Below are 23,626 nucleotides of genomic sequence, written 5' to 3' on the forward strand. Positions count from 1 at the left end.
AGTGTGTTGCATCCACCGATTGAATCCGCAAGGCAAAGCGGCCACGCCAGAGTTCGCCCAACGAGGGGTCGTCAGTTCCTGTCCTCACGGGTGTTAGCGCCGGAAGCGCGCGACGGCCATACCTACGAAGACCACCGCCCTGAAACACCGAGTTCGGGCTCGTGTCTTGAAGAGCGTTACGCATACTGGCGCTGCCTGGTGGAAGCCTTGATCTCCATCGAGATTGTTCCGTTCAGCAACTTGTGCGGAAGTGAGATATGATGAGCATCATGCAAAAATCATCATTCAATCGAAAAGCGGCCAGCCGTAAGGAAATCACACACGAGCGCATCGTCGAGGTTGCCGCGCGCGCAATTCGCCGCAGCGGCTACGACGGGACGGGAGTAGCCGACATCATGAAGGAGGCCGGCCTGACACATGGCGGCTTCTATGCGCACTTTCCATCGCGTGAGGCGCTGCTTGCCGAAGCGGCTGACCGTGCCGGTGCTGAGGCCGTGGCCCTGTCGGAGCAGATCGCCGCCTCCGTGCCGCCGGAGCAGGCATTGCCGTCGATGGTGCGCGCCTATCTGTCGAAGGAGCACCGTGAAGCCATAGAAACGGGCTGTCCGGTCTCCGCCCTTGGCTCGGAGATGCCGCGCCAGGCGCCGGTCGTGCGGCGCGCGGCCACCCGCCGTATCAAGGAGATGATCGATGTCATTGCGCGCCAGCTACCCGATTGGGGCCAGCCGGGCGCGCATGAGCAGGCACTTATTACCGTTGCCACTATGGTCGGCACCATGGTGCTGGCGCGTGCTGTCGACGACCCCAAGTTGTCGGACAGTTTTCTTGAAGCCGCATTAAAAAAATTCGCACCCGCTAATGAGTAAATCCGCTTGCTCGGTGTGCTTTTTGTTGGATTGAAAATATGATGATTATCATATTTTTGTCGAAACAAACGCTCGATGTAAACACATTCCACACTACCGGAAGGACATGATGAAAAGCGGAATAGCCCTCGTTACGGGCGCCTCATCAGGCATTGGCGAAGCAACGGCAAACCGCCTTGCCGAGGCCGGGCACAAGGTCTACGGCACCAGCCGGCGCGGTGCGGAAGCCGGTCAGTTGACGTTCGAGATGCTGCCGCTGGATGTGACTTGCGAAGCATCAGTCGAAGCAGCCGTCAAGGAAGTACTGCGTTTACACGGCCGCATCGACCTGCTGGTGAACAACGCTGGCTTCGGCATCGCCCCTGCGGCTGCCGAAGAAAGTTCGCTTGACCAGGCCCGTGCGATCTTCGATACGAACTTCTTCGGGATGATCCGCATGACCCGCGCCGTGCTGCCCCATATGCGGCGACAAGGTAGTGGCCGCATCATCAACATCGGCTCTGTCCTGGGATTCTTACCCATGCCCTATATGGCGCTGTATTCAGCCACCAAGCACGCGGTTGCAGCTTATTCGGAGTCGCTCGACCACGAGTTGCGCATGATGGGCATCCGCGTATCGGTCATTGAGCCTGCCTACATCAAGACGCCGTTCGACGCGAACTTCATGGCGCCCGACGCCCCCCTCGACGCGTACCGCGATGTGCGCGCGGCCGTAGGTAAGCGAGTCAAGGAGGTGGTCGAGGGCGCTGACGGTCCGGAGGTCGTGGCTGAGACTGTGCTGCAGGCCGCTCTCTCAGCTCGCCCGAAACTCCGCTATGCCGCGGGCGGACTCGCCGGCCGTCTGCGATTGCTAAGCAGATTTGCGCCTGTGGGTCTGGTGGACGCCGGCATCCGCAAAGATCTGCGGCTGGCAACGTAGACAGTATTACTTCACGCACCGAGAAACTGACAAGGAACAACGAATCATGATGAAGGCATTCGTCGTCGATCGATATGGACGCAAGAATGGCGTACGAGCCGGCGATATGCCGGTTCCGGAACTGCGTGAGGATGACGTATTGATCCAGATTCACGCCGCTGGCGTGAACCCGCTCGATTCAAAGATCAGGGATGGAGAGTTCAAGCTGATTTTGCCCTATCGTTTGCCGCTGATTTTGGGCAATGACCTTGCCGGGGTCATTGTCCGCGTCGGATCGCGCGTGCGGCGATTCAAGCCGGGCGATGAGGTAAATGCGCGACCGCCAAAAGATCGGATCGGCACCTTCGCGGAGCTTATCGCGATCAAAGAAGACGCAGTGGCGATCAAGCCCAAAGGGCTCAGTATGGAAGAAGCGGCTTCAATCCCATTGGTGGGCTTGACTGCGTGGCAGGCGCTGGTCGAACGAGCGCAACTGAAGAAAGGGCAGAAGGTGCTCATACACGCCGGCTCGGGTGGCGTTGGCACCTTTGCTATTCAACTGGCGAAGCATCTGGGCGCGACCGTCGCGACGACAGCGAGCGCCGCGAATGCCGGATTGATGAAGCAGCTCGGTGCGGATATCGTCATCGATTACAAGAAAGACGACTTTGCCGCTGTATTGAAAGATTGCGACGTGGTGCTGGATACGCAGGGCGGAAATACACTCGAAAAATCACTGCAAGTGCTCAAGCCGGGTGGCGAGCTCATCGGGATCGCCGGTCCTCCCGATCCTGATTTTGCTAAGCAGATGAGTGCCTCCTGGTTCCTGAAAACGGTGATGCGATTTCTAAGCTATCGCATCCGAAAGGCGGCGAGACGTCGCGGCGTCGGCTATTCATTCCTCTTTATGCGTGCCGATGGAGACCAACTAGCCCAGATCGCCAAGCTCGTCGACGCAGGCGCGATAACGCCTGTGATCGATCGGATTTTCCCGTTTGAATCAACGCGAGAGGCTTTGGCTTACGTCGAAACAGGACGTGCAAAGGGTAAGGTTGTCATCAAGATCCGATAGAAGGAGGGATCTCTGTGTATTTCCTCGCAGAGGCAACGGCGCTTGCTCGACGTGAAGTTCTTCCGACGTGGAACGTCACCGTCCGTTGTCAGCGTAGGAGCCGCGCTTGCACCGCTAACGGGCGCTTGCGCGCTGGGTCCTTCATCGGCGGTGGCGCGGCGTCTGGCAGGGGGTAGACACCTGCTGCAACAATAGCGCTCTGAGGGGAGGCGCGTAACCTTGGTGTTGCAATGACCTCAGCTCCATCGGACTCTTCCTGTTATTCACCAAAAGGTATCGAAATTGCCAGTTTCAATATATTGGAACGGCTTCCCCGTTGCCAGATACTTCTCTCACCGCAACTAACTCACGAGAGAACGACATGGCTGACACAACTTTGGCCGACCAACTGGCAAAGACCCTGGAACAGGCCGGCGTCCAGCGTATCTGGGGCGTGACTGGCGACAGCCTCAACGGCTTGAGCGATGCGCTACGCCGGATGAAGACCATCGAATGGATGCACGTGCGCCACGAGGAAGTCGCGGCATTCGCCGCCGGGGCCGATGCCGCTGCCACCGGCGAGCTCGCGGTCTGCGCGGGAAGCTGCGGACCGGGCAACCTTCACTTGATCAACGGATTGTTCGATGCCCACCGCAACCACGTGCCGGTGCTGGCCATCGCGGCGCACATTCCGTCGTCCGAGATCGGGCTGAACTACTTCCAGGAAACCCACCCGCAGGAATTGTTCAAGGAGTGCAGCCACTTCGTCGAACTGGTCACCAATCCGGCACAGATGCCGCAGGTCCTGCATCGCGCCATGCGCACGGCAATCCTCAAACGCGGTGTGGCCGTGGTCGTGATTCCGGGGGACGTCGCGTTGCAGCAGGCGGTGGGGCCCGCGTCGCGCTGGTCCCCGCCCGCGCCGGCGCAAGTGTTGCCCGATGAGCGCAGCCTCGATGACCTTGCCGCGCTGCTCGACGGCTCGGAGGCAATCACGCTGCTGTGCGGCAGCGGCTGCGAGGGCGCCCACGACGAAGTCGTCGCGCTTGCCGACAAGCTCGGCGCGCCCGTGGTGCATGCATTGCGCGGAAAGGAGCATGTCGAATGGGACAACCCGTTCGACGTCGGGATGACCGGGCTCATCGGATTCAGCTCCGGTTATCAGGCCATGCTGAACTGCGATGTGCTGCTGATGCTGGGCACCGATTTTCCGTATCGGCACTTCTACCCTAGCCAGGCGAAGATCGTACAGGTCGATATCGACCCGGACGCGCTGGGCCGCCGCGCGCAGCTGGACCTGGGAATCCTGGGAGGCGTTGCGGAGACGATCGACGCGCTACTGCCACGGCTGCAGCGTAAGACCAACCGGCAGTTTCTCGACGCCTCGCTGAAGCATTACCAACAGGCGCGCGAAGGGCTTGATGATCTCGCGGTGCCATCGGCGCCAGGTCGGCCGATTCATCCGCAGTACCTGACCCGTCTGGTGAGCGAACTGGCCGACGATGACGCGATCTTTACCGCCGATGTCGGTACGCCCACGGTGTGGGCGGCGCGCTACCTGACCATGAATGGACGCCGCCGCCTGCTGGGTTCGTTCAATCATGGGTCGATGGCCAACGCCATGCCGCAGGCGCTCGGTGCGCAGGCTGCATTCCCTGGGCGGCAGGTCGTTTCGCTGTCGGGTGACGGCGGCTTCTCGATGTTGATGGGCGATTTCATCTCGCTGGTGCAGCTTGGGCTGCCGGTGAAGGTCATCGTCTACGACAACGCGTCGCTGGGCTTCGTCGCCATGGAAATGAAGGCAAACGGCTACCTCGATACATCCACCGACCTGCGGAATCCCGACTTTTCCGCGATGGCGAATGCGATGGGGGTGCTCGGTCTGCGAGTTGAACATTCCGAAGACCTCGGCCCGGCGCTCCGCAAGGCGTTTGCGCACGATGGCCCGGTCCTGGTGGATGTGGTGACCGCCAAGCAGGAACTGGTGATGCCGCCAGCCATCAAGCTGGAACAGGCCAAAGGCTTCAGTTTGTACATGCTCAAGGCCATCATCAACGGCAGGGGCGACGAAGTGATTGAACTGGCGAAGACCAACCTCCGCCGCTGATGTCTGACATTCGCGAAATGCCCAGCGCATGTTCAATAATCTGATCAACGTCAGGATGCCTACGCGCGGCGCCATATTGCTGGCGCCGATTTTTCGGGTGCGAGGGCATGGCATTTGATCGCTGACAACTCTGGCCAGGCACCCGCAGTTCCACCTGTATGTTCAACGAACTAATCAATATCCGGATGCTGTCGCGTGGCGCCGTACTGCTTGCGCCGATTTTCATCGCGGGACTCGTGACAGGCGATCCAATGTGGTTTCGCGCTGAGATCGTGACGGTGTCCGTCTTCATTGCCGCGGAACGCTCGCGCCTTGCACCGGTTGGCGTGCTGCTGCATACGCTCGCAATAGGGTTCGGCGTCCTGGCCATGATCCTGTCGCTTGGAAGACCGGAGACGTTCGTGATGGCGTCCGTCCTGCTCGCCATCGTCTGCGTGGCTCTCACTGCCGCAGGGCCCAGCATGCGCTGGACCGGTAGCTTCACTTTCATTCCTGTCCTCTACATTGCCTGTGCATTGGCGGACAATGCCAACGGAGGTCGATTAGGGCAGCTCGGCCTGAAGGTGCTTCCGTATCTCCTTTGTTCAGCGATTCCCGTCATCCTCGCCTCGAGCGCGTCCCGGCTTTCGAAGCAGTTAGCGGGCAGATCGGCCGGCGGTGGTTGGCTCACGCTTCGGCAGGTGACTGAAGCGCCGGCGCCTGGATGTTTCGAAGGGATTGTCGCCGCTGCCCTAGCCGTCGGCGTGGCGGCGTCGCTCGTCGAATGGCAAGGCATTCACTTTCACTTCGCACAATGGCTGGTGTGGTCGGCGGCCAGCGTTGTCACGGGTGATGTCGCGACGGCGCGCGCCAAATGGAAAGACCGGATGACCGGCGCAATCGTTGGCGTTCCTGCAGGGATTCTGGTCGGAATCTTCATGCCCCACGCGCCGGTGTTCTTCGATGTACTGACAGCCGCCACCGTGTTGACGCTCGTCGCTTTCAACAGGTATGTCATTGCGTTCGGTACGAGATGCGCTCTACATGCCGTCACAATCATTGTTGCGGGGCACGCCGTTTTCTTGGCCGACTATCGGGCGATAGACGTCGTCGTCGGTAGCGTAATCGGCATCGTCTTCGTCTTGGGGACCCATCTGATTGCCGGCTCGCTCGGCGGCAACCGTACCTATGGCTGACTCAGGTCCCGACATATCGAGTGATGTTCATCGGGACCGATTCTGTCACCGCTGAGTCTTGCGCCACTCCCGTGCCATCTCCCGGGCTACCGCCAGAAAAAGGCGCACAACTGGCGAAGGGTTATGGCGTCGCCACGCAAGGCTTATCGGCGCCTTGGGCGCATTCCCCGCAATCGGCAGATACACCACTTCGTCCGTCTTTATTTGAGTCGTTGAGCGCGGGACAATCGATACGCCGAAGCCGGCTCCGACCAGCGGTGCGATAGACACGATCTGCGGCGCCTCCTGGCCGAGCCTCGGAAGAAAGCCCGCACGCTGACAAGCTGACGTAATCGCGTCATACAGACCCGCGCCGACTGCACGGGGGAACAGAAGGAACGTCTCCTCCGCGAGCGCGGACAGCGATACCGCCGCGCCGGCTCTCGCGAGCGGATGGTTGTGCGGCAGCACCACCACCATGTCCTCCCTTACGAGCAATTCAACTTCCAGTTCATCGGCGGCCATGATGGGTGGCCGGATGAATGCGGCATCGACGCGTCCCTCCACCAGCCCTTCCACCAGTGACGGCGTATTGCTTTGCTCCGGCGACAGCACGACATCGGGACGCCGGATACGGTATTCGCGAATGATGGCCGGCACGAGCGGTTGGAAGTAGGTAGCGCCTGCAAAACCGACACGCAAGTGACCGATCTCGCCGCGGGATAGCCGCTGCACGTCCGTACATGTGCGATCCACCAAGGCGAGGATATGCCGTGCACTGTCCAGCAACAGCGTACCGGCATCGGTCAGTTCGACACCCCGCGACAAACGGCGAAACAGCGTCGCACCCAATTCGCGCTCGAGCCGCTGGATTTGCAGACTCAGCGGTGGCTGCCCGATACCGAGGCGCTCCGCAGCGCGCGTGAAGTGCCGTTCCTCGGCCACTACAACGAAATACCTCAGATGTCGAAGCTCCATGGGGCACCTCAGCTATTTACTGAATGATATCGAAATTGCTACCGTCGATATATTGGACGATCTGCCGGACCAATAGATACTAAAACCCGTGGTGCTGATACGTAAGTGCGTACAGGACGACGCCATCTATAGGAGATCGAATCATGTCCAGCAATGTCGCGAGCACAACTGCAAACCATGCATCAGAACGCGAATCCATACACATTGGATTTGTGATCGCGTGGATCTTGTGCGTCGCGTTCTACTTTATGCAGTACGCGCTGCGTTCCGCGCCGGGCGTGATGATGCCCGAGCTGAGCGCGGCGTTCGCCCGCGATGTGGTGGGGGTGAGCGCGCTCGTTGGCCTGTACTACTACAGCTACGCAGTATTTTCGATCGTCGTCGGGGCGGCGCTCGACCGGCTTGGCGGCAAGGCTATTATTCCAGTTGGCATCGTTCTCGTTGCCGTCGGGGCAGCACTGTTCGGCATAGGCACCGTGCAGACTGCAGAGATCGGCCGCTTGCTGCAAGGTGCTGGCTCGGCGTGCGCATTTATCGGGGCGGTGTATCTCGCCACGCACGGCTTTCCGTCGCGCTATCTCGCGACGGCAGTCGGCTTCACACAGTGCTTCGGCATGCTGGGCGGCTTTGGCGGCCAGTTCGCCGTCGGTCGTCTGATTCACAGCCTTATCACGTGGCAGCAGTTCTGGTGGCTGTCCGGCGTCGTCATCTTTGTGATTGCAGTACTGGTGTTCATTGCGACGCCGGCAGGCCACGACGATAGCCCCGCAAGTCAGGGCTCGTGGGTGAAGATGTTCGCGCCATACAAAGAGGTGCTGTCCAACCCACAGTCGTATCTCTGCGGTCTCTGTGCTGGCCTGCTGTTCGTGCCGACCACGATCGGCGACATGATCTGGGGCATTGCGTTCCTCCGCCATGGTCTCGATGTCAGCTATGCCGAGGCCGTCAACCGCGCCAGCATGGTGCCGCTCGGCTGGGTGATCGGCTGCCCGCTGCTCGGCTACCTGTCTGACCAACTGGGCCGCCGCAAGCCGGTGCTGATCGGCGGCGCGCTGCTAATGCTTGTATCGGGCGCTGGCATTTTCTATCTGCCGGCAGGCGTGGCGCCGCCTTACGTGCTCGGCCTCCTGCTCGGCATTGGCTCGGGTGCGGCTATGCTGCCTTACACCGTGATCAAGGAAGTCAATTCCGACAACGTGAAGGGCAGCGCGACCGGAGCGATCAACTTCCTGGTGTTTGCATTTAGCGCCTTGCTCACGCCCGCATACGGCAAGCTGCTCGCCCACGTCGCGAATGGCGGCCCAATGAACCTGACAGTGTTCCGCACGACAAGCGTGTGGCTGCTCGGCGGCATCGTGCTTGCAATCGTCCTTGCACTGTTCCTGCGTGAGACCGGGCCGCGAGCTCGCGCGAACGCGTGAGCCTGCACTTGGGCGATATCGTGCGGTGTTGCTGTCATGGGCAGGCGGGGGCGGCCTGGCTCCGTACTGTAACGAGGTATTGCTGGTTATTCCTGCCTCGCTGGATGTCGACCAGGCACAGCATGACAAGCGATATGAGGTGTATTCCGCCGAATGCGACGGGTTTTCAGATCACAGCGCTTCGCCCAAAATTGTTTGGCGCTCCAATGAACTTCTAGATGTCTCGTTTTCAATCAACAGCACGGCTCTGTTCCCGAAAAACGTGGCGCTAAAAAAGGTTGATGCTTCGGGGAGCGTGAAGCTTGAATTCTCTGCGAAAGAATAGGTGTGCAAGGTCGAGGTGGTTGATGACTCTCCAGCTTGCCGGGTTGGCTGTGTGTTCGCGAGTCCTCGGTCTTGCGCAGGCATTGCGAATTTGAATGACCGTGTGAGAAGAGAAAAGCCAATCACACTACCAGGGTAACGCCAGCCCAGGCGATCAGCACGACACCCAGCACGCGGCCGGCACGCTCACCGCCGGGCAGGATTTTCTCCACGAAAACAATCAGCGACAGCGCCGCGATCCAAACAAGATTCATGATGCCGCCAACAAACAACAACGCCATCAGCAGCCAACAGCAGCCCACACAGTAAATGCCATGACGCATCCCGAGCAGGAAGCTGCCTGCGACGCCTGGACGCCAGTGCGCGGTAAGAAAATTCACGGGTGAACGGCACTGCGTCAGGCAGGCGTGCTTGAGCGGCGAGAACTGATAGACGCCCGCCGCGGCCAGCACGATCGCGGAAAGGGGCGCGCTCTTCGACCACAACATCATTTCCGAAATGAGGCCGGTCGGTTGCAGCACCTTCTGCAACGCTGCCGCGCAGATCGAAAATGCCAGCCATGCGGTCAGGTAACCGCCCAGGAGAAACAACGACGGGATGGCCGACTTGGCCTCGATTGCCTCGTGGTGCCGCAATACGCGTCGATACAACAGGACGAGCGGCGCCGCGCTGGGCGTCATCATCGCGATCATCATCACCCACCACATGAGGATCACGATCGGCAGCGACGGATCCATTCCCCCGCCGCCGTCCGCCAGTCGATGCGGGAACAGCGCGACGGCCGTCATCTCGCGCGCGGACATGCCGATTCCGGCGCCTGTCCACAAGTAGGCCCATGACAACGCGACGACGGCGACGATGCCGAACGCGGTGATGACACGCTCACGTCCGAGGATAGTGTCGATGCGGCTCATGCGGCGGCGCGATGCCGGATCAGGCCTTGGTTATTCAGGTGCAGTCGCGCGAACTGCGCGTAACTCCCCTTGAGATCCAGTGCGATGTTGCCTTGCGAGCGGCTGGTGCCGGAGCCGATTTCGGCAAGCTCGTATTCGAAGCCGTGCGGCAAGTCGATTCGAACGCGATGCTCGTCGCCCGTCACCGGATTGCGGATCGGTTCGCCGACGGTGTCGAATACGCCCTCGACATGAATCCGGCCGCGTCTGGCATCGACGTCGACATCGAAGTCGATCTTCGTAAAGATCGGATCGAATGCCTGCTCGAGTGTCGATGCGAATACGGCGAACATCGTGGCGAACGGCTCGGTGTCCTGCCCCGTCATGATTTTCAGAATGGCTTCGCGTTGCTCCGGGCTGGCCCGTTCGTCGACGATCGGCTGGCACTTGCCTTTCCCTTCGTGGATCGGTCCCGGCCACTGAAACACAACCGCGATGTTGACGCCGTCGAGTCGCACGTCGCCGTAGTAACCGTTGCTGATCGAGATGGCGCCCATTGCTTCGCAGAAGCCGTTGTTCGGCAATGCGTTGAATTGGCACGGGCAACCGTACGAGCAATTGCAGTTGATCAGTTCGGTGCCTTGGATTTCCCAGGGAGTCATGGTTGTTCTCCTTGTGCTCCGTGACGAGTGGCGTGCTTCGAATCTAGTGTATGGCGGGCGAAAGGGAAGTCAAAATTTGGGTTGACCGGGCGCGCGGGCGATTGTGGCGGGCGTTACATATGATGTTTTCCTCTTCTTCTTGACCGCCCCCGAGCGCATAGCTACAACGCTGAATATCAACGTTCCCGTAAATCAAGGAGGTTCGCATGGAAGACCCGTTCCGCCGTCCGACTTTCGGTTCCTGCGTGTTCTATCAAGACCCGTTCGCTGCGCTCGATTGGCTCGAAAAGGCGTTCGGTTTCGAGCGGTCGCTCGTCGTCGTCGATACCGACGGTCGGCTCGGCCACTCGGAGATGCGCTTCGGCGACGGCTACATCATGGTGTGCACGGAAGGTTGGGGCGCGTCGGCAAGCCCCGCTTCACTCGACGGCCGCAACTCGCAAACGGTTCATGTGCACCTGAAAGAGGGTATCGACGCACACTGTGCGCGAGCTCGCGCAGCGGGCGCCGTCATCACGCGCGAACCGGAGGACCAGTTCTACGGCGACCGCGTTTATGCCGCGCGCGATCCGGAAGGACACGTCTGGAGTTTCGGGCAAACGGTTCGCATCGTGTCGCGCGAAGAAGCCGAGCAAGCCGGCGGCGTGAAGATCGAAGGGTGGGCGTAGCGCGAAAAAGCGCCGGCCGGAATGCGTTCCGGCCGGCGCGTTGCGCGCTGAAGCGATTACACGACTAAGCGGTTACACCGCTTCGAGCGCCGGGTAATCGGTGTAACCCAATGCGCCTTCCGCGTAGAACGTCGCGGGATTCGGCTCGTTGAGCGGCGCGTCGATTTCGAAGCGCTTCGGCAGATCCGGGTTCGCGATGAACAGCTTGCCCCATGCGATGGCGTCGACGTCGCCCGAATCGAGCGCTTGCTGCGCCGTTTCCTTCGTGAACTTTTCGTTGGCGATATAGACGCCGCCGAATTCGGCCTTCAGCAAATGACCGATACGGTCGTCGCCGAGCGCTTCGCGCGCGCAGATGAACGCGATCTTGCGCTTGCCGAGTTCGCGTGCGAGATAGCCGAACGTCGCTACCGGATTGGAGTCGCCCATCGTGTGCGAGTCGCCGCGCGGCGCGAGGTGCACGCCGACGCGGTTGGCGCCCCACACGCCGATGCATGCGTCGGTGACCTCGAGGATCAGGCGCGCGCGGTTTTCGATCGAGCCGCCCCATTCGTCGGTGCGCAGGTTCGTGCTGTCCTGCAGGAACTGATCGAGCAGATAGCCGTTCGCGGCGTGAATTTCGACGCCGTCGAAACCGGCGGCCTTCGCATTTTCAGCGCCGCGGCGGAACGCTTCGATGATGCTGGGGATTTCCGAGGCTTCGAGCGCGCGCGGCGTCACGTACTCGCGTTGCGGACGCACGAGGCTCACGTGGCCTTTCGGCGCGATGGCGCTCGGCGCGACGGGCAGGTCGCCGTTCAGGAAGACCGGGTCCGATACGCGTCCCACGTGCCACAGCTGCAGAAAGATCTTGCCGCCCTTCGCATGGACGGCGTTCGTCACGAGCTTCCAGCCTTCGACTTGCTCTTGCGACCAGATGCCCGGCGTCGCGGCGTAGCCGACGCCTTGCGGCGTGACCGCGGTCGCTTCGCTCAGGATCAGCCCGGCGCTCGCGCGTTCCTCGTAGTATTGCGCCATCAGCGCGTTGGGGACGCGCACGTCGCCGGCGCGCTGACGCGTCAGCGGCGCCATGATGATGCGGTTCGCCAAGGTCAGGTCGCCCACGCGGAGCGGATCGAATAGTGTCGGCATAGCAATTCACCTCTTCGGCGGGCACGTGCCCGCGCTGGTCGGTTCAAACGTTGACGATGGGAGACGCTGCACGCGCGGACTAAAGCTCGGTGTGCAGCGCATCGAGGAATGCCTGAATGACGGCTTCGTTGCGCTTGAAGAACGCCCACTGGCCGACGCGCGTCGAACTGACGAGCCCCGCGTTTTGCAGCACGGCGAGGTGCGCCGAAACGGTCGATTGAGAGAGACCGCAGTGCGCGTTGATCGCGCCCGCGCACACACCGTTCTCGAGCGACAGCACTTGCTCCGGAAAGCAGGTGGCCGGCTCTTTCAGCGACGAGAGAATTTCACGCCGCACGGGGTTGGCAAGGGCCTTGTGGATTGCGTCGATGTCGATCGTCGTCATGGTTCAGGCAGGGTTTCGCTAACCAGCGCAAACGGCGTTCGCCGCCGAGGCGGCAGCAGCCATCTGAATCGCTGTTGTCAGAATCATATATCGTAATTTGACGATATGTGAAAAGGCACTTCCCGATATAGGTGTATTCGTTGTCGACATACTTGTGAAAAACATCGATAGACCCGTGTATTTGTTGAGATATTTTTGCGAGTGCTCGGTGCGGCGCCATGAGGATCGCCAAAGGGCGGGAGTAAAGCGCACCGGATTCCAGCGAGCGTTGGAGCGGGTTCGTTCCTGTTTCGTATGACAAGACGAGATCGCCGGATAACGCTATTACAGCGTGTTTTCCATGACTAGAATATTTGGCGAGGGCGTGCTGGCAGCCATCGCCCGGCAAAAGCCGCCCGTGGCGACAGGTGCCGGTTTCGTACGAGTGCGCAGTGATTAAACAGGGGGATGAAGATGAACTCGGCGCCCCGTGCTGGCGGGGCAGGGGAATCGATGGTCTACGTCCTGGACGACGACCAATCGATACGGCTATCGCTGAGCAGCCTGCTGCGGTCAGTGGGACTGAATGTGGAAGTATTCGAATCGTCTGAGCAATTTCTCGCGTTTCCCAAGCGCGAGGTGCCCAGTTGCCTGATCCTCGACGTCAGACTGCACGGGGAGAGCGGGCTTACGTTTCAGGAGGAGCTGGCCAAGAGCGGCCGGCGCATGCCGATCGTGTTCATAACCGGACACGGAGACATCGCGATGACGGTGAAGGCCATGAAAGCGGGCGCGCTCGACTTCTTTGCGAAGCCGTTTCGCGACCAGGACATACTGGACGCGGTCACGCAAGCGCTGGCGCACGATGCCGAGCGTCTTGCCGCCGAGCATTCGACAGACGAACTACGCACGTCCTACGCATCATTGACGCCACGCGAGCAGGAAGTCATGGCATTCGTGGTGGCCGGACTCATGAATAAGCAAATCGCCTCCGAGATGAATCTCAGCGAAATCACCGTGAAAATCCATCGTGGTCAGGCAATGAAGAAGATGGCGGCGCGTTCGGTGGCCGATCTGGTCCGCAAGGCGGAAGCCATCGGCGTTGCCCCCCAGCATCGAAAGACGTGACAGGCGGGCCGATTCTGACGTGCGCAAATATGAAGGCGAGCTGGAACGCTACGGTTGACCTAAAAGTTGTTTGAGACAGGAAGCGACTACCGTGGCATCGATCGGTTTATCGAGAAAGGCGAGGACTTCCTTTGCCTCAATGGTTGCCCGAAGCGCGGAGGTCGAATACGCGGTCATGAAAATGGTTGGAGGCGCAGATCCGAGTTCGAGCAGGCGGTCATGGAGATCGATCCCTGACATGCCCTGCATCATGATGTCGGAAATCAGGCACGAAGTTTTCCCCGCGCATCCGGACTGCAAGAATTCCTCGGCCGACGCGAAAGTACGCGCCTGCCATCCGAGCGAGCGCACCAAGCTCGACGTCGCCAGGCGAACCGCCTCGTCGTCGTCGACAATAGAAACTATTTGATCATTGTTCAAAAGATAGACCTCGGGTTGCGGTGCCAGAGCCCAGGGGTTGAAACCGCTTCGATCGTTAAGTGGAAGCGTAGAACGTGAATCGCCGCAAGAAAATCATACGAACGTATAGGCGAATTGTCAGTTATCAGGAAACGTCATCATGATCTCGCTTTTCGAACCGCGGCAGGGAACGAAACGATGGACGGCATCCCCCGTGCAATGGATGGCAATGCATGGAGTCGACCGCATCCGGTACCTGATGTCGCTCTGGGTCTTTGGCTGCATTGTCTTGGGCGCGGTAACCTGGGTGTGCTACCGGCTCCAGCTCAGCATTGCCACGACCGGGTTCATCTATTTGATCGTCATCGTGCTGCTGTCTGTCATGGATAGCTATGTTTCATCCATCATCTTCTCGATGGCCGCCGTCGCACTGCTCAACTACTTCTTTACGCCGCCGTTATTCACCTTCCAGGTATTTTACGGAGACGACGTCACCAAGCTGGTCGCGTTTCTGATCACCTCACTTGTCGTGACGGCACTGATCAGGCAGGTCCGCCGGCTCTACGAGACACAACGTCGGAACGAGGCCGTCTTTCTGGCGGAAGCACAGAATCTGAGCCTCACCGGAAGTTTTGGCTGGAATGCGTCGAGTGGAGAGATTGTCTGGTCGGAGCAGATCTTTCGTATCTTCGGGCTCGAGCTGTCCGAGGATCCCTCCATCGAACTCGTGTTGCAACGCGTGCACCCTGACGATATCTCGCGCGTCAGGCAGGTGATCGGGCAAGCCGCAACCGCCAGACAGGATTTCGATTGCGAACATCGCTTGCTGATGCCGAACGGCTCGGTGAAGCACGTGCACGTTGTGGGGCATGTGGTGATGGATGAGCCAAATCAACTGCAATTCATGGGTGCCATCATGGACGTCACGGCTGCGAAAAGAGCCGAGGCGCAGCTTCAAGAGGCACAAGCCGAACTCGCGCATGTCACGCGGGTGACGACGCTTGGACAGTTGAGCACATCCATCGCGCACGAGCTGGGCCAGCCGCTGGGGTCGATCGTGACCGACGGCGAGGCGAGTCTGCGATGGCTCGACCGGCCGCAGCCGGATCTGGACGAGGTGCGCGCGTGTGTCAAGCGCATGATCGGCGACGGCAGGCGCGCAGCTGAGATCGTGCAGCGCATTCGCTCGCTCGCCAAGCGGGCGACCCCGCAGAAGACGCAATTGGAGATCAACGATGTCGTTCGCGATGTCGTATCCCTCATCAACCGCGAGGTGTCGGATCATCGCGTGGTGCTGCGCCTGAAACTCGGCTCAGGGCTTCCGCGGCTGCTTGGAGACCGGGTTCAGCTTCAGCAGGTATTGATCAATCTGGTGATCAACGGCATGCAGGCAATGGACGACGTCGGCGACAGGCCGCGCGAACTGCTGATCGAATCGAGTCAGGACGCATTGGGGCAACTGGTTGTCGCCGTACAGGACTCGGGCCTGGGCATCGATGCCGACAATGCGGGGAGGGTGTTTGCCCCATTCTTCACGACCAAGTCGCAGGGGTTGGGGATGGGGTTGCCGATTTGCCGTTCGATCATCGAAGCTCACGGGGGGGAGATATCGGCATCCAACAACGCCAAGTATGGCGCGACGTTTCGATTCAGTCTGCCTTCGGCGGAAATGGGCGCGCCGGCTTGATGATCGGCCCGTTGAGGGCATCAAGCATCATGATTCGGCGGCACGCCGCGATGGCGTGATCGCGAGCGGATGACCTTGGCATGGCGTTACAGCATACAGACCTGGCTCAGGTCCACGGTGCGCCGATATACGTTGCGATTCAGCCAGGGCACGAAAGTGTACTCGTCGTACGCGTTGAATCCGATGTAGATCCAGTTGTGCAGCGTGTTCATGATGGGCTCCGCGGGGCTGTCCTTGTCCCCATGAGACAAAGGTAGGCGCCTGCGAGCGGCAAAGCTATTCTACGAACGGTTGGCGGCCTCCTGCGAAAGCGTGGCGGGTTCATACCTTGGTATGAGGCGCGCGCGGCGCGACGGGCGAACGAGCGGCGCTTGGTCGTCGACGGCAAGGTGGACCTCGCACGCTCGCCGATCGGCATGGTGGTTCGCGAGGGTGCGCCGAAACCCGACATCAGCTCTGCCGACGCATTGCGCAGCACGCTGCTCGCAGCGAAGTCAATCGTCTATCCGGACAGCGCGAGCGGAATCTATATCGGCAACGAACTGTTTACGCGTCTTGGCTGTCGCCGCTCACCGACTCGCGCTTGAGGGTTTTCCTTAGCCTCGAGCACGGCAACAATGCCGATGGTTGGCCGTAGGCGGACATGCTAGGATTTCTTTCAAACAACTCCGGAAACTGCTATGCCGTTCATCTGCGAAAATGTTGAATGTCGTGCCGTGCTGGCTCGCGGGCAAGTCAGATCCAGTCACGAGGACGAGGGGTGGTACTTCTACTGCCCGGACTGCAAAACCAGGAACGAGTTGAAAGATATCGGCGTACCTGGCGGACCTGTCGAGTTGGTTCAGCCAGAAAGATCCGACCTTCCGCACAAGATAATAGCGACTGCTCGACCATTGGAGGACGGGCGGTACGCAGCGCAATTGCGCGTTCAAAGGGCACTCGGAACCAAAGGAACTTACGCGGTCGAAGAGCACTGGGAGCAGCTCGGTGTATTCCCCGACGCGCAAGAGGCCATAGCGCATGCGAAGTCTATGGCAATCGACTTGCTGGAACGAAAGGCATAGTCTCGAGCGGCACGCTGAATTGAGCCATACGTATCCATGAGCGGATCGTTACTGCCGGCCCACGACCATCGATCCGCACGGCAGCTTGGTGCTGTGCGGTGCGCATGCCGTGCAGAAAGCGATTCAGCTTTCGGGGCGCTCAATAAGCGGCATAAGCGAATGCTGAATCACGCCGAATACGTCGTTAGACACGATGTGACTGGCTTGTATTCAACGAACCTTAACTCACGAAGCACCACTGGCAGCGAGCTTGACAAATAGTTTGGCTGCTTCGTTGCCATGGGACAAGGCGCGCAGTGCAAGGGAGAGCGCTAGCTGGGCGTCGTGGGAGGCTGCGCTACGATCCTGATCGAAGAGCTTGGCCGCGTGGCGCATATGCTGAGCCGCCTGCGTGTGAAGATCCACAGCTGCCGCATGATGTTTTGCAACGTCTGCGGCACTGACGTCTGAGCCGGTCGATGGAGGCGTTATCGACGGCGGATTGGCGCTATGCGCGCCAGCTTCGTGTGCCTGATCGATCGCGTGCAACGTATGGCCATGGGCCATCATCGCCAGTTGTGCGGCGTGAACAAGGTCTCGACCGTCCTCGAAATGCCGCGACGCCTCGCGGTGATGTCGCGCGGCCTGCTCGTGGTGCGACGCCGCGGCTTCGAGATGCCCCTTCTTACTGTGCTTCGTGTTCATACGGGCTCCTGTGCAACTTCAGGACTGACTCCGATGGCGACCGATTTGAAGGCACAGTGGCGGGTCGCAAACTACCAGATCCTAGTCTACATCAGGGTCACGGGTTGATCTGGCGAGCAATGTAATCCCAATAGAGGTGGCAGCGCGAACGGGGCGGTGGCGGCCCGTCCGCAAGCGGTCATCGAGGCCGGCTAGCGATGGCCTGCTAATATTTGCTCTCTTGAGAGACAGTTACAGGACGAGGCATGGGTTTCGAGCAACTCGCAGTACTTAAGCAGCAGCTGACAAAAGAAGCGAAAGAAGCAAAGCGGCAGGCGGCGAAGCCGCTTCGCCTCGCACAGCCTGCCGAATCCAAGGCGACCGGCCGTGGCCCGAAGAACGGGGCGGTCGACCCGGTCCTGCGCGCGATCGGCAAGTTACAGAAGCGCTTTCCGGCGGCCTTCCCCAAAAATCCAGCGCCGAAGGTGCCGCTGAAGATAGGGATTCTGACAGATCTCCTTACTCACGCTGGAGAACTCGCGCTGAATGAAGCAGAGATCCGTCACGCGGTCGGCACGTGGTGCCGCGGTAGCCGTTACTGGGCATGCCTGACCGATGGAGCAGCACGCGTCGACTTGGCCGGCGCGTCGGCGGGCCTAGTTACCGCGCGCGACGCTGCGTTCGCGCGCAACCAGGCGAAGGGTGCGTACGCTTCGCGCCGGCGAGGCCGAGGAGCGCCACCGCCGGACAACGCGCCGACGAGGCAGCCGCCATCCGCCGCGGGAGAGGTAGCGTAATCGCGGTCGATCTGCTTCGCAATCTGCCGCCCATCACGACAGTCACTTCAATCTTCCGAAGTTCGACAGTGCGATTAGTGCTGTCTGGACTAACGGCCGGTCAATGTGCCGTAGATTGCTCCGAACCATCGAGCAATAGCTCGTCGATCAGGCGCGTGGTCAGTGCCAGCTGCTTTTCGAGCGACACGCGCGCCACTTCCGCACCTACTTTGTCGCCACGTGCGACGGCGATGTGAGTCTGCGTCGCGAGGCGCAACACGGACTCCGATGCGAGATGCAGACCGCGCATCATGCCCGCGTCGAAGTCCTGCGACGGACTGTTCCATTCGGACATCGATGCGTCCGGCAGGCCAACTTCGAACTGACGACTTTTGCGGTGACGGAAGGACATCTCAAGCTCCCTGCGCGATTGGCGCGATGTTAGTGTGCGCCGACGAGGGGGAGTCCAATTGGTTGAAAAGAAGCCAACTTTTGAGTTAATCCCTCGCGATCGAAAGGACGAGAATGTTGCTGAGAATGGGGCGGGTCGCGCTTTCTAGCAGCGACGGGGGAACGCCTGAAGCCCGTGCTGGCGAGGAGTTGGGTTGCAGGCTTTCTTGTGTGCTCACATTCGTACCGATTCGGCTACCCGGCGATTTGTGTCGCAATGTATCCACGGCCCGTCGCGATACACAACCTTTCAGAAGCGCGGTGGGCTCGACACAAGCCAGATACGTCCGCGGGGTCTAATCGATTCGACCCAACAAGGAGAATGACTCATGTCCAATGAGATCAACAACCGTCGCCGGCGCTTTTTCGGGGCGGCGGTCGTCAGCGTCGGTGCGATGGAATCCCTCTTGAGCGGGCTCGTGCACGCGCAATCCGCGCAAGCGAGCGAGCCTTCCGCCAAGGCGGGTATCGCGACATCGAGCGCCGTGTTCACCGACATCAAGCAGATCAACGCCGGCGCTTTGAATATGGGCTATGCGGAAGTCGGCCCCGCCAATGGCCCAGTGGTCATCTTGCTGCATGGCTGGCCGTATGACATCCAGAGCTATGCGGATGTCGCGCCTCGGCTTGCGTCGGCGGGGTATCGTGTGATCGTTCCGTACTTGCGCGGCTACGGGACGACGCGCTTTCTTTCCAGTGAAACGGTCCGCAACGGCCAGCAGTCGGTAGTCGCCGTCGACATCATCGCGCTCATGGATGCGCTGAAGATCCAGAAGGCCATCCTTGGCGGTTACGACTGGGGCGCACGCACGGCCAACATCATCGCGGCGCTGTGGCCGGAGCGTTGCAAGGCGATGGTGTCGGTGAGCGGTTATCTGATCGGCAGTCAGGCGGCCAACGCGGCGCCGTTGCCGCCGAAGGCGGAGCTGGCATGGTGGTATCAGTTCTACTTCGCGACGGAGCGGGGCAGGCTAGGCTATGAAGCGAATCGGCACGATTTCGCGAAGCTGATCTGGCAACTTGCCTCGCCGAAATGGAACTTCGACGATGCGACCTTCGATCGAACCGCAAGCGCCTTCGACAATCCGGACCACGTCGCCGTCGTGATCCACAACTACCGCTGGCGGCTGGGCCTCGCAGAGGGCGAACCGCAGTACGACGCGCTGGAAAAACGTCTTGCCACGGCGCCGTTGATCGCCGTGCCGACGATCACCCTCGAAGGCGACGCCAATGGCGCGCCTCATCCCGAGCCGGCTGCGTATGCGAAGAAGTTTTCGGGCAAATACCTGCATCGGACCATCACAGGCGGCATCGGCCACAACTTGCCGCAGGAAGCGCCGAAGGCGTTTGCGGACGCGATCATCGAGGTCGCCAGTTATTGAGTCCGGTCGAAGCAGCGCTCCGGCATGCCTTGTTTGAGGCGGGCGTCGATTCATGAAAAAGGGCACGACATTGTCGTGCCCTTTCGTCTTAGCAAGTCAACGCGCCACCACGCGTTGACGAACCGCCGCTGTTAGAACGCGACGTAAGGCCCGGTGCCGCCGGGCGTCGAGTGGCCTTGAATCGCCGTGTACACCGTGCGGCCAAAGAAGAACGGCAGCCCCAGATCCGCGAGCTGGCCAGTGCCGAACGTTGCGGTGAGCGGGGTCGACGGCGTCGAATCGGCGCCGAGCGAATTCTGCACCCAGTTCCCGGTCGCGTGCAGCGTCTGTTCGCTGACGATATCGAAGCTCACCGACGCGTTGGTGCCGCTCACCCCTTGCAGCGTCCCAGCGATCACCCACGGCACGGTGGGACACAGCCAGCTCGTGCTGGCGCAAACCGGAAGCCCGGTGTTCGGCAGGAAGTAGTTGTTCGTGCCGCTATCGATGATCGTGAACGGTGTCGAGTTGCCGTTCAAATTCGAGCTGAAATAGTGCGTGCCCGCTTGGGTCGTGAAGATCTGCGCCGACCCCAACTGGTTGTTCGACTGCGTGCCGATGCCGAAGGTCAGCGTGCCGAAGATGGCTGGCGCAGTCGTCGCCACTGCCGGGAGTTGTAGCGCGACGCCGTTGTTGTCGGTTGCGAAGTGCGCCACGGGATTGACGACCAGCGAGGACGTCGGCGTCAAGACCGGCGTGCAGGCGGTCGACGACGACGTGCACGAGTAGTACGACGGCGTGCCGGTCGTGCTCGACGTGCAGCCCGAGCAGTCTTCGGCCTGTGTGCCGATGCCGAGAATGCCGTTTGCGCCCATGATCGACGGCGTGTCCATGGCCTGCGAGCCGCTGCAGTTGCTGGTCGGCACGGGGCCGACCGAGTCGCCGGCGATCTGCACCGGAATGTTCGACGCCGTTTCGCTCGCGAGCTTCACGTCGAGCATGCGGACCGAACCCCACGTGTAGCCGCTGCCGAACTCCGCGCACTCGGCGAGCGAGCCGCCGCCTGTCGCGGTTGCAGGGGCGAGCGCGGCGAACGTCGAGTTCAGCACCGATGCCTGGAGACGCAGCCCCGACGAGCCGGTATCGACGAGCACGTTGTTGATCGTCTGGCAGTTCGTCGTGTTGGGAACGCAGATCGTCACGCTCGTCATCGGCACGTTGGGCGCGTTGTTGAACGAGTTCTGGGTGACGATGACGAGCTGCTGGTTGCTCGCCAATGCCGGCGTGGGCGTCGAAGCCGGCGTCGACGGGCTCGCGGTGGTCGAGCTGGAATTGGCGGCCGTGCCGCTGCTGCCGCCGCCACCGCCGCATGCGGTGAGGGCGAGTGCCGCGATCAGGGCGGAGAAGGGTGCGAGGAGGCGAGTCATCTTCATGTCCGCGCCTCCTTATTGAATCGCGCTGGCGGCGACGCCAGACGGCAGTGCGTTGGGCAGATAGGCGTGGCCGCTGAAGGCGCCGGCCCGGCCGCCGACCTGGGCGACCAACCCCGCTTGATTGACGATGACCATGCTCAAGCCGCCGTTGGCTTTGCGGTAGTCGCTCGCGCCTTGCTGCAGCGGCGCGTAGTAGCTGCCGAACAGCACCGTGAGGTCGGGCATCGACGGGCCGCTCCAGCTCACGCCGAACACGGCGCCGTTCGCGACGTACTCGCGCACGACCAGGCCATCGCTGAACGTCGTGACATTGACCGAGTAACCGGACCCGGCTTGCGTCGCGACGCTGGCCGAAGCGGTGGGGTGGAGGTTGGCGGGGGTGGAGGGGCTACCTCCGAGTGCGGCGTATGCCGTGGACGTGAAGCAAAAGGCGACCGTCGCGGCGCAGGCCGCGATTCTTGTAATGCGCATGAAAACCCTCGTAAGCCATTTATTTTGTAAAGGTCCGCTCGATATCGAGCGGGGCCCGAGGGAGTATTACGGCGAAGATTTGGAAATATTTAGGGGCGGGATGCTGAAGCGGGCTGTAAGGTAATCCGTACATCGCAACTAACGGTCAGCCCCGCCAACCCCCGCCAAATTGGGCGAGGGCGCGGCTAGATAGAAACGTCGACGCCCTTATCCCGTGCGCTCAGGGCGTGCGCACGGCTACTTCGCTCAACGGTTGCCGTCAAGCAAATCGCCCAGGATTTCGTCGAACGCGGCTTGCGCGTCTTCGAGTTCTTGCAGGGCGGCGTCGAACGTTTGCAGCGCGAATTGTGACGGGTTGCCGGCGCCTTGCGGCGGGAACTGTGATTGCAGCGACGCGAACGCCGTCTGGACTTGGCGCGTGGCGTTCAGGACGCGCTCCATCGCGCGGGTTTCTTCGGCTCGTGCCTGTTCGGGATTCATCGGAAAGACTCCATGGTTCGTTGGCGTCGCCACTATGCCATGCGCGGCCCAGGCAGGTTAGGGGAAAGCTCCAAAATATCGATATGACGCTTTGAAAATGGCCAGAAATCTCTCCGCCGTCGATTGCAAGATAGAGCCCTATTTAGAACCTTATTCATCCACGTCGCGCGTCATGGTTTCCAGTCATTTGCTGATCGTTTATATCGCTGCATTGGTCGTCGTTTTTGCGGTGCCGGGGCCGGACATGGCCCTCGTGCTGCAAACCAGCATCGGACGGGGTGCGCGCTCGGGGCTCGCCGCCGCGGGCGGGCTCGGCGTTTCGCGGGCGACGCACGTGACGCTCTCGGCGTGCGGCGTGGCGGCGCTTCTGCAAAGCGCGCCATGGCTCTATGAAGCGGTGCGGTATGGCGGCGCGGTGTATCTGGCCTACGTCGCGATTCAGATTTTCCGCTCGCCTGTGTTCGCCTTGCCGGCGGGCGACGAGGCGGATCGCTCATCCAGCCCTTCGCGCGCGATGTTCGTCAAGGGCTTGTTCACGAACCTGCTCAATCCGAAGGCGCTGTTGTTCTGTTCCGTGCTGCTGCCGCAGTTCGTGCGTCCCGAGGCAGGCCCGGTCGCGCTGCAAGTGACCGAACTCGGCGTTCTGCTCGTGGTGACCGGCGCGTGTTTCGACATGGTCTACGCGTTCGGCGCCGCGCGGATCTCGAACTGGATGCGCTCGCATCCGCTCGCGCAGACCCTGCAGCGTTGGACGTTCTCCGCCGCGCTGATCGGCTTTGCGTTGCGCCTGTCTTTGGACTGAACGCCGGACTGCAATCCCCTCAGCGGATAATTCGGATCGATAGGGAATCCGAACTAACGGGTGTGCCTTGCGAAGCGGCGGCGGCCTTCGCCCGCGACTTGCGCGGCGTCGGCTTTGCTTGATGAGGGTGGTGGGCACTCTCGGACGCGCGGCGCACGGCCGCCGCAAAACGTTCGAGCGCGGATACCGAGCCGGACACGCTTTGGTAAATCTCGCTGCCGATCCGGCCGTCGAGGATGACTTGCATGCCCGAAGCACGCGCCAAGTCGATGATGTCCATTTGCGCCCCCTCTTTCGAATTTCACAGTTCTTGATTGGATAACACGGCGTCGCGGGTGTTTATTCCGCGTGTTGATCCAGTTTCGGCGAGGCTTTCGTTCGCGGTCCGGGCTCGC

27 protein-coding genes and 1 pseudogene are annotated in these 23,626 nt (G+C 60.9%); 15 read left to right on the forward strand and 13 right to left on the reverse strand.

Annotated elements, in window-relative coordinates; translation table 11 throughout:
- The first annotated feature begins 257 nt into the window (after window positions 1-257).
- The 5 genes from FAZ95_RS29630 to FAZ95_RS29650 all read left to right on the forward strand — a co-directional run bounded on the left by FAZ95_RS29630 (window position 258) and on the right by FAZ95_RS29650 (window position 6,097).
- Window positions 258-866, forward strand: coding sequence for a TetR/AcrR family transcriptional regulator (locus FAZ95_RS29630; protein WP_137336000.1), 609 nt, complete (start codon window positions 258-260; stop codon window positions 864-866).
- Window positions 867-975: 109 nt separating this feature from the next.
- The gene (locus FAZ95_RS29635; RefSeq protein WP_137337666.1) at window positions 976-1,785 is read left to right on the forward strand and encodes an oxidoreductase; all 810 of its coding nucleotides are present in this window, start codon (window positions 976-978) and stop codon (window positions 1,783-1,785) included.
- Between the two features lie 49 nt (window positions 1,786-1,834).
- Complete coding sequence (locus FAZ95_RS29640) at window positions 1,835-2,836, forward strand: NADP-dependent oxidoreductase (RefSeq protein WP_137337667.1); 1,002 nt, start codon at window positions 1,835-1,837, stop codon at window positions 2,834-2,836.
- A 361-nt stretch (window positions 2,837-3,197) separates the two neighbouring features.
- Entirely contained in the window at window positions 3,198-4,922 is a 1,725-nt protein-coding gene (gene poxB, locus FAZ95_RS29645; RefSeq protein ID WP_137336001.1) for a ubiquinone-dependent pyruvate dehydrogenase, read from the forward strand.
- A gap of 158 nt (window positions 4,923-5,080) precedes the next feature.
- Entirely contained in the window at window positions 5,081-6,097 is a 1,017-nt protein-coding gene (locus FAZ95_RS29650) for an FUSC family protein (RefSeq protein ID WP_137336002.1), read from the forward strand.
- Window positions 6,098-6,142: 45 nt separating this feature from the next.
- Here the strand turns inward: FAZ95_RS29650 and FAZ95_RS29655 are convergent, their stop codons facing one another.
- Window positions 6,143-7,054, reverse strand: coding sequence for a LysR family transcriptional regulator (locus tag FAZ95_RS29655; protein ID WP_137336003.1), 912 nt, complete (start codon window positions 7,052-7,054; stop codon window positions 6,143-6,145).
- 143 nt (window positions 7,055-7,197) lie between these two features.
- Here FAZ95_RS29655 and FAZ95_RS29660 point away from each other — a divergent pair, with 143 nt between their 5' ends.
- Together FAZ95_RS29660 and FAZ95_RS29665 are read left to right on the forward strand one after the other, a co-directional pair.
- On the forward strand, window positions 7,198-8,475 hold the full coding sequence (locus FAZ95_RS29660; protein ID WP_137336004.1) for an MFS transporter: 1,278 nt from the start codon (window positions 7,198-7,200) through the stop codon (window positions 8,473-8,475).
- A gap of 25 nt (window positions 8,476-8,500) precedes the next feature.
- A complete protein-coding gene (locus tag FAZ95_RS29665; protein WP_137336005.1) occupies window positions 8,501-8,800 on the forward strand; it encodes a hypothetical protein in 300 nt (99 codons plus the stop codon).
- Window positions 8,801-8,921: 121 nt separating this feature from the next.
- Here the strand turns inward: FAZ95_RS29665 and FAZ95_RS29670 are convergent, their stop codons facing one another.
- Entirely contained in the window at window positions 8,922-9,713 is a 792-nt protein-coding gene (locus tag FAZ95_RS29670; protein ID WP_137336006.1) for a DUF2182 domain-containing protein, read from the reverse strand.
- Window positions 9,710-10,354 (reverse strand): DUF1326 domain-containing protein, encoded by a 645-nt coding sequence (locus FAZ95_RS29675; protein ID WP_137336007.1) that lies wholly within the window; start codon window positions 10,352-10,354, stop codon window positions 9,710-9,712. Before FAZ95_RS29675 ends, FAZ95_RS29670 begins: the two co-directional genes overlap by 4 nt.
- 206 nt (window positions 10,355-10,560) lie before the next feature.
- Between FAZ95_RS29675 and FAZ95_RS29680 the strand changes: the two genes are divergently transcribed.
- A complete protein-coding gene (locus FAZ95_RS29680) occupies window positions 10,561-11,022 on the forward strand; it encodes a VOC family protein (protein WP_137336008.1) in 462 nt (153 codons plus the stop codon).
- 72 nt (window positions 11,023-11,094) lie between these two features.
- Here FAZ95_RS29680 and FAZ95_RS29685 read toward each other — a convergent pair whose 3' ends face one another.
- Together FAZ95_RS29685 and FAZ95_RS29690 are read right to left on the reverse strand one after the other, a co-directional pair.
- Window positions 11,095-12,153 carry an alkene reductase gene (locus FAZ95_RS29685; protein WP_137336009.1) on the reverse strand — a complete coding sequence of 353 codons (1,059 nt, stop codon included), beginning with the start codon at window positions 12,151-12,153 and terminating at the stop codon, window positions 11,095-11,097.
- 79 nt (window positions 12,154-12,232) lie between these two features.
- Window positions 12,233-12,538: an ArsR/SmtB family transcription factor gene (locus tag FAZ95_RS29690; protein WP_137336010.1), complete on the reverse strand. Its 306-nt coding sequence runs from the start codon at window positions 12,536-12,538 to the stop codon at window positions 12,233-12,235.
- A 492-nt stretch (window positions 12,539-13,030) separates the two neighbouring features.
- Between FAZ95_RS29690 and FAZ95_RS29695 the strand changes: the two genes are divergently transcribed.
- Window positions 13,031-13,645, forward strand: coding sequence for a response regulator transcription factor (locus FAZ95_RS29695; protein WP_254700340.1), 615 nt, complete (start codon window positions 13,031-13,033; stop codon window positions 13,643-13,645).
- A gap of 48 nt (window positions 13,646-13,693) precedes the next feature.
- Here the strand turns inward: FAZ95_RS29695 and FAZ95_RS29700 are convergent, their stop codons facing one another.
- Window positions 13,694-14,065 carry a response regulator transcription factor gene (locus tag FAZ95_RS29700; protein WP_137336012.1) on the reverse strand — a complete coding sequence of 124 codons (372 nt, stop codon included), beginning with the start codon at window positions 14,063-14,065 and terminating at the stop codon, window positions 13,694-13,696.
- Between the two features lie 139 nt (window positions 14,066-14,204).
- Here FAZ95_RS29700 and FAZ95_RS29705 point away from each other — a divergent pair, with 139 nt between their 5' ends.
- The gene (locus tag FAZ95_RS29705; RefSeq protein WP_137336013.1) at window positions 14,205-15,731 is read left to right on the forward strand and encodes an ATP-binding protein; all 1,527 of its coding nucleotides are present in this window, start codon (window positions 14,205-14,207) and stop codon (window positions 15,729-15,731) included.
- A gap of 86 nt (window positions 15,732-15,817) precedes the next feature.
- On the opposite strand, the gene FAZ95_RS40580 is transcribed toward FAZ95_RS29705, so the two are convergent.
- The gene (locus FAZ95_RS40580) at window positions 15,818-15,943 is read right to left on the reverse strand and encodes a hypothetical protein (protein ID WP_302674763.1); all 126 of its coding nucleotides are present in this window, start codon (window positions 15,941-15,943) and stop codon (window positions 15,818-15,820) included.
- 111 nt (window positions 15,944-16,054) lie between these two features.
- Here FAZ95_RS40580 and FAZ95_RS29710 point away from each other — a divergent pair.
- Together FAZ95_RS29710 and FAZ95_RS40260 are read left to right on the forward strand one after the other, a co-directional pair.
- A pseudogene (locus tag FAZ95_RS29710) lies at window positions 16,055-16,291 on the forward strand (substrate-binding domain-containing protein); the annotation flags it as partial.
- 120 nt (window positions 16,292-16,411) lie between these two features.
- Complete coding sequence (locus FAZ95_RS40260) at window positions 16,412-16,795, forward strand: hypothetical protein (RefSeq protein WP_137336014.1); 384 nt, start codon at window positions 16,412-16,414, stop codon at window positions 16,793-16,795.
- A gap of 225 nt (window positions 16,796-17,020) precedes the next feature.
- On the opposite strand, the gene FAZ95_RS39590 is transcribed toward FAZ95_RS40260, so the two are convergent.
- Complete coding sequence (locus FAZ95_RS39590; protein ID WP_175425804.1) at window positions 17,021-17,479, reverse strand: hypothetical protein; 459 nt, start codon at window positions 17,477-17,479, stop codon at window positions 17,021-17,023.
- A 245-nt stretch (window positions 17,480-17,724) separates the two neighbouring features.
- On the opposite strand from FAZ95_RS39590, the gene FAZ95_RS29725 reads away from it, so the two are divergent.
- On the forward strand, window positions 17,725-18,255 hold the full coding sequence (locus tag FAZ95_RS29725) for a ProQ/FinO family protein (RefSeq protein WP_137336016.1): 531 nt from the start codon (window positions 17,725-17,727) through the stop codon (window positions 18,253-18,255).
- A gap of 100 nt (window positions 18,256-18,355) precedes the next feature.
- Here FAZ95_RS29725 and FAZ95_RS29730 read toward each other — a convergent pair whose 3' ends face one another.
- Complete coding sequence (locus tag FAZ95_RS29730; protein ID WP_137336017.1) at window positions 18,356-18,646, reverse strand: hypothetical protein; 291 nt, start codon at window positions 18,644-18,646, stop codon at window positions 18,356-18,358.
- 367 nt (window positions 18,647-19,013) lie between these two features.
- On the opposite strand from FAZ95_RS29730, the gene FAZ95_RS29735 reads away from it, so the two are divergent.
- Window positions 19,014-20,066 (forward strand): alpha/beta fold hydrolase, encoded by a 1,053-nt coding sequence (locus FAZ95_RS29735; protein WP_137336018.1) that lies wholly within the window; start codon window positions 19,014-19,016, stop codon window positions 20,064-20,066.
- A gap of 131 nt (window positions 20,067-20,197) precedes the next feature.
- Here FAZ95_RS29735 and FAZ95_RS29740 read toward each other — a convergent pair whose 3' ends face one another.
- From FAZ95_RS29740 to FAZ95_RS29750, 3 genes are all read right to left on the reverse strand, one after another.
- Window positions 20,198-21,478 carry a DUF3443 family protein gene (locus FAZ95_RS29740; RefSeq protein WP_137336019.1) on the reverse strand — a complete coding sequence of 427 codons (1,281 nt, stop codon included), beginning with the start codon at window positions 21,476-21,478 and terminating at the stop codon, window positions 20,198-20,200.
- Between the two features lie 12 nt (window positions 21,479-21,490).
- A complete protein-coding gene (locus FAZ95_RS29745; protein ID WP_137336020.1) occupies window positions 21,491-21,949 on the reverse strand; it encodes a DUF2844 domain-containing protein in 459 nt (152 codons plus the stop codon).
- Between the two features lie 246 nt (window positions 21,950-22,195).
- Window positions 22,196-22,429: a hypothetical protein gene (locus FAZ95_RS29750; protein WP_137336021.1), complete on the reverse strand. Its 234-nt coding sequence runs from the start codon at window positions 22,427-22,429 to the stop codon at window positions 22,196-22,198.
- Window positions 22,430-22,601: 172 nt separating this feature from the next.
- Here FAZ95_RS29750 and FAZ95_RS29755 point away from each other — a divergent pair, with 172 nt between their 5' ends.
- The gene (locus FAZ95_RS29755; protein WP_137336022.1) at window positions 22,602-23,231 is read left to right on the forward strand and encodes a LysE family translocator; all 630 of its coding nucleotides are present in this window, start codon (window positions 22,602-22,604) and stop codon (window positions 23,229-23,231) included.
- 19 nt (window positions 23,232-23,250) lie between these two features.
- On the opposite strand, the gene FAZ95_RS29760 is transcribed toward FAZ95_RS29755, so the two are convergent.
- Entirely contained in the window at window positions 23,251-23,511 is a 261-nt protein-coding gene (locus FAZ95_RS29760; RefSeq protein ID WP_137336023.1) for a hypothetical protein, read from the reverse strand.
- Between the last annotated feature and the right edge of the window lie 115 nt (window positions 23,512-23,626).

It is taken from the genome of Trinickia violacea, assembly GCF_005280735.1.
Lineage (GTDB): Bacteria > Pseudomonadota > Gammaproteobacteria > Burkholderiales > Burkholderiaceae > Trinickia_A > Trinickia_A violacea.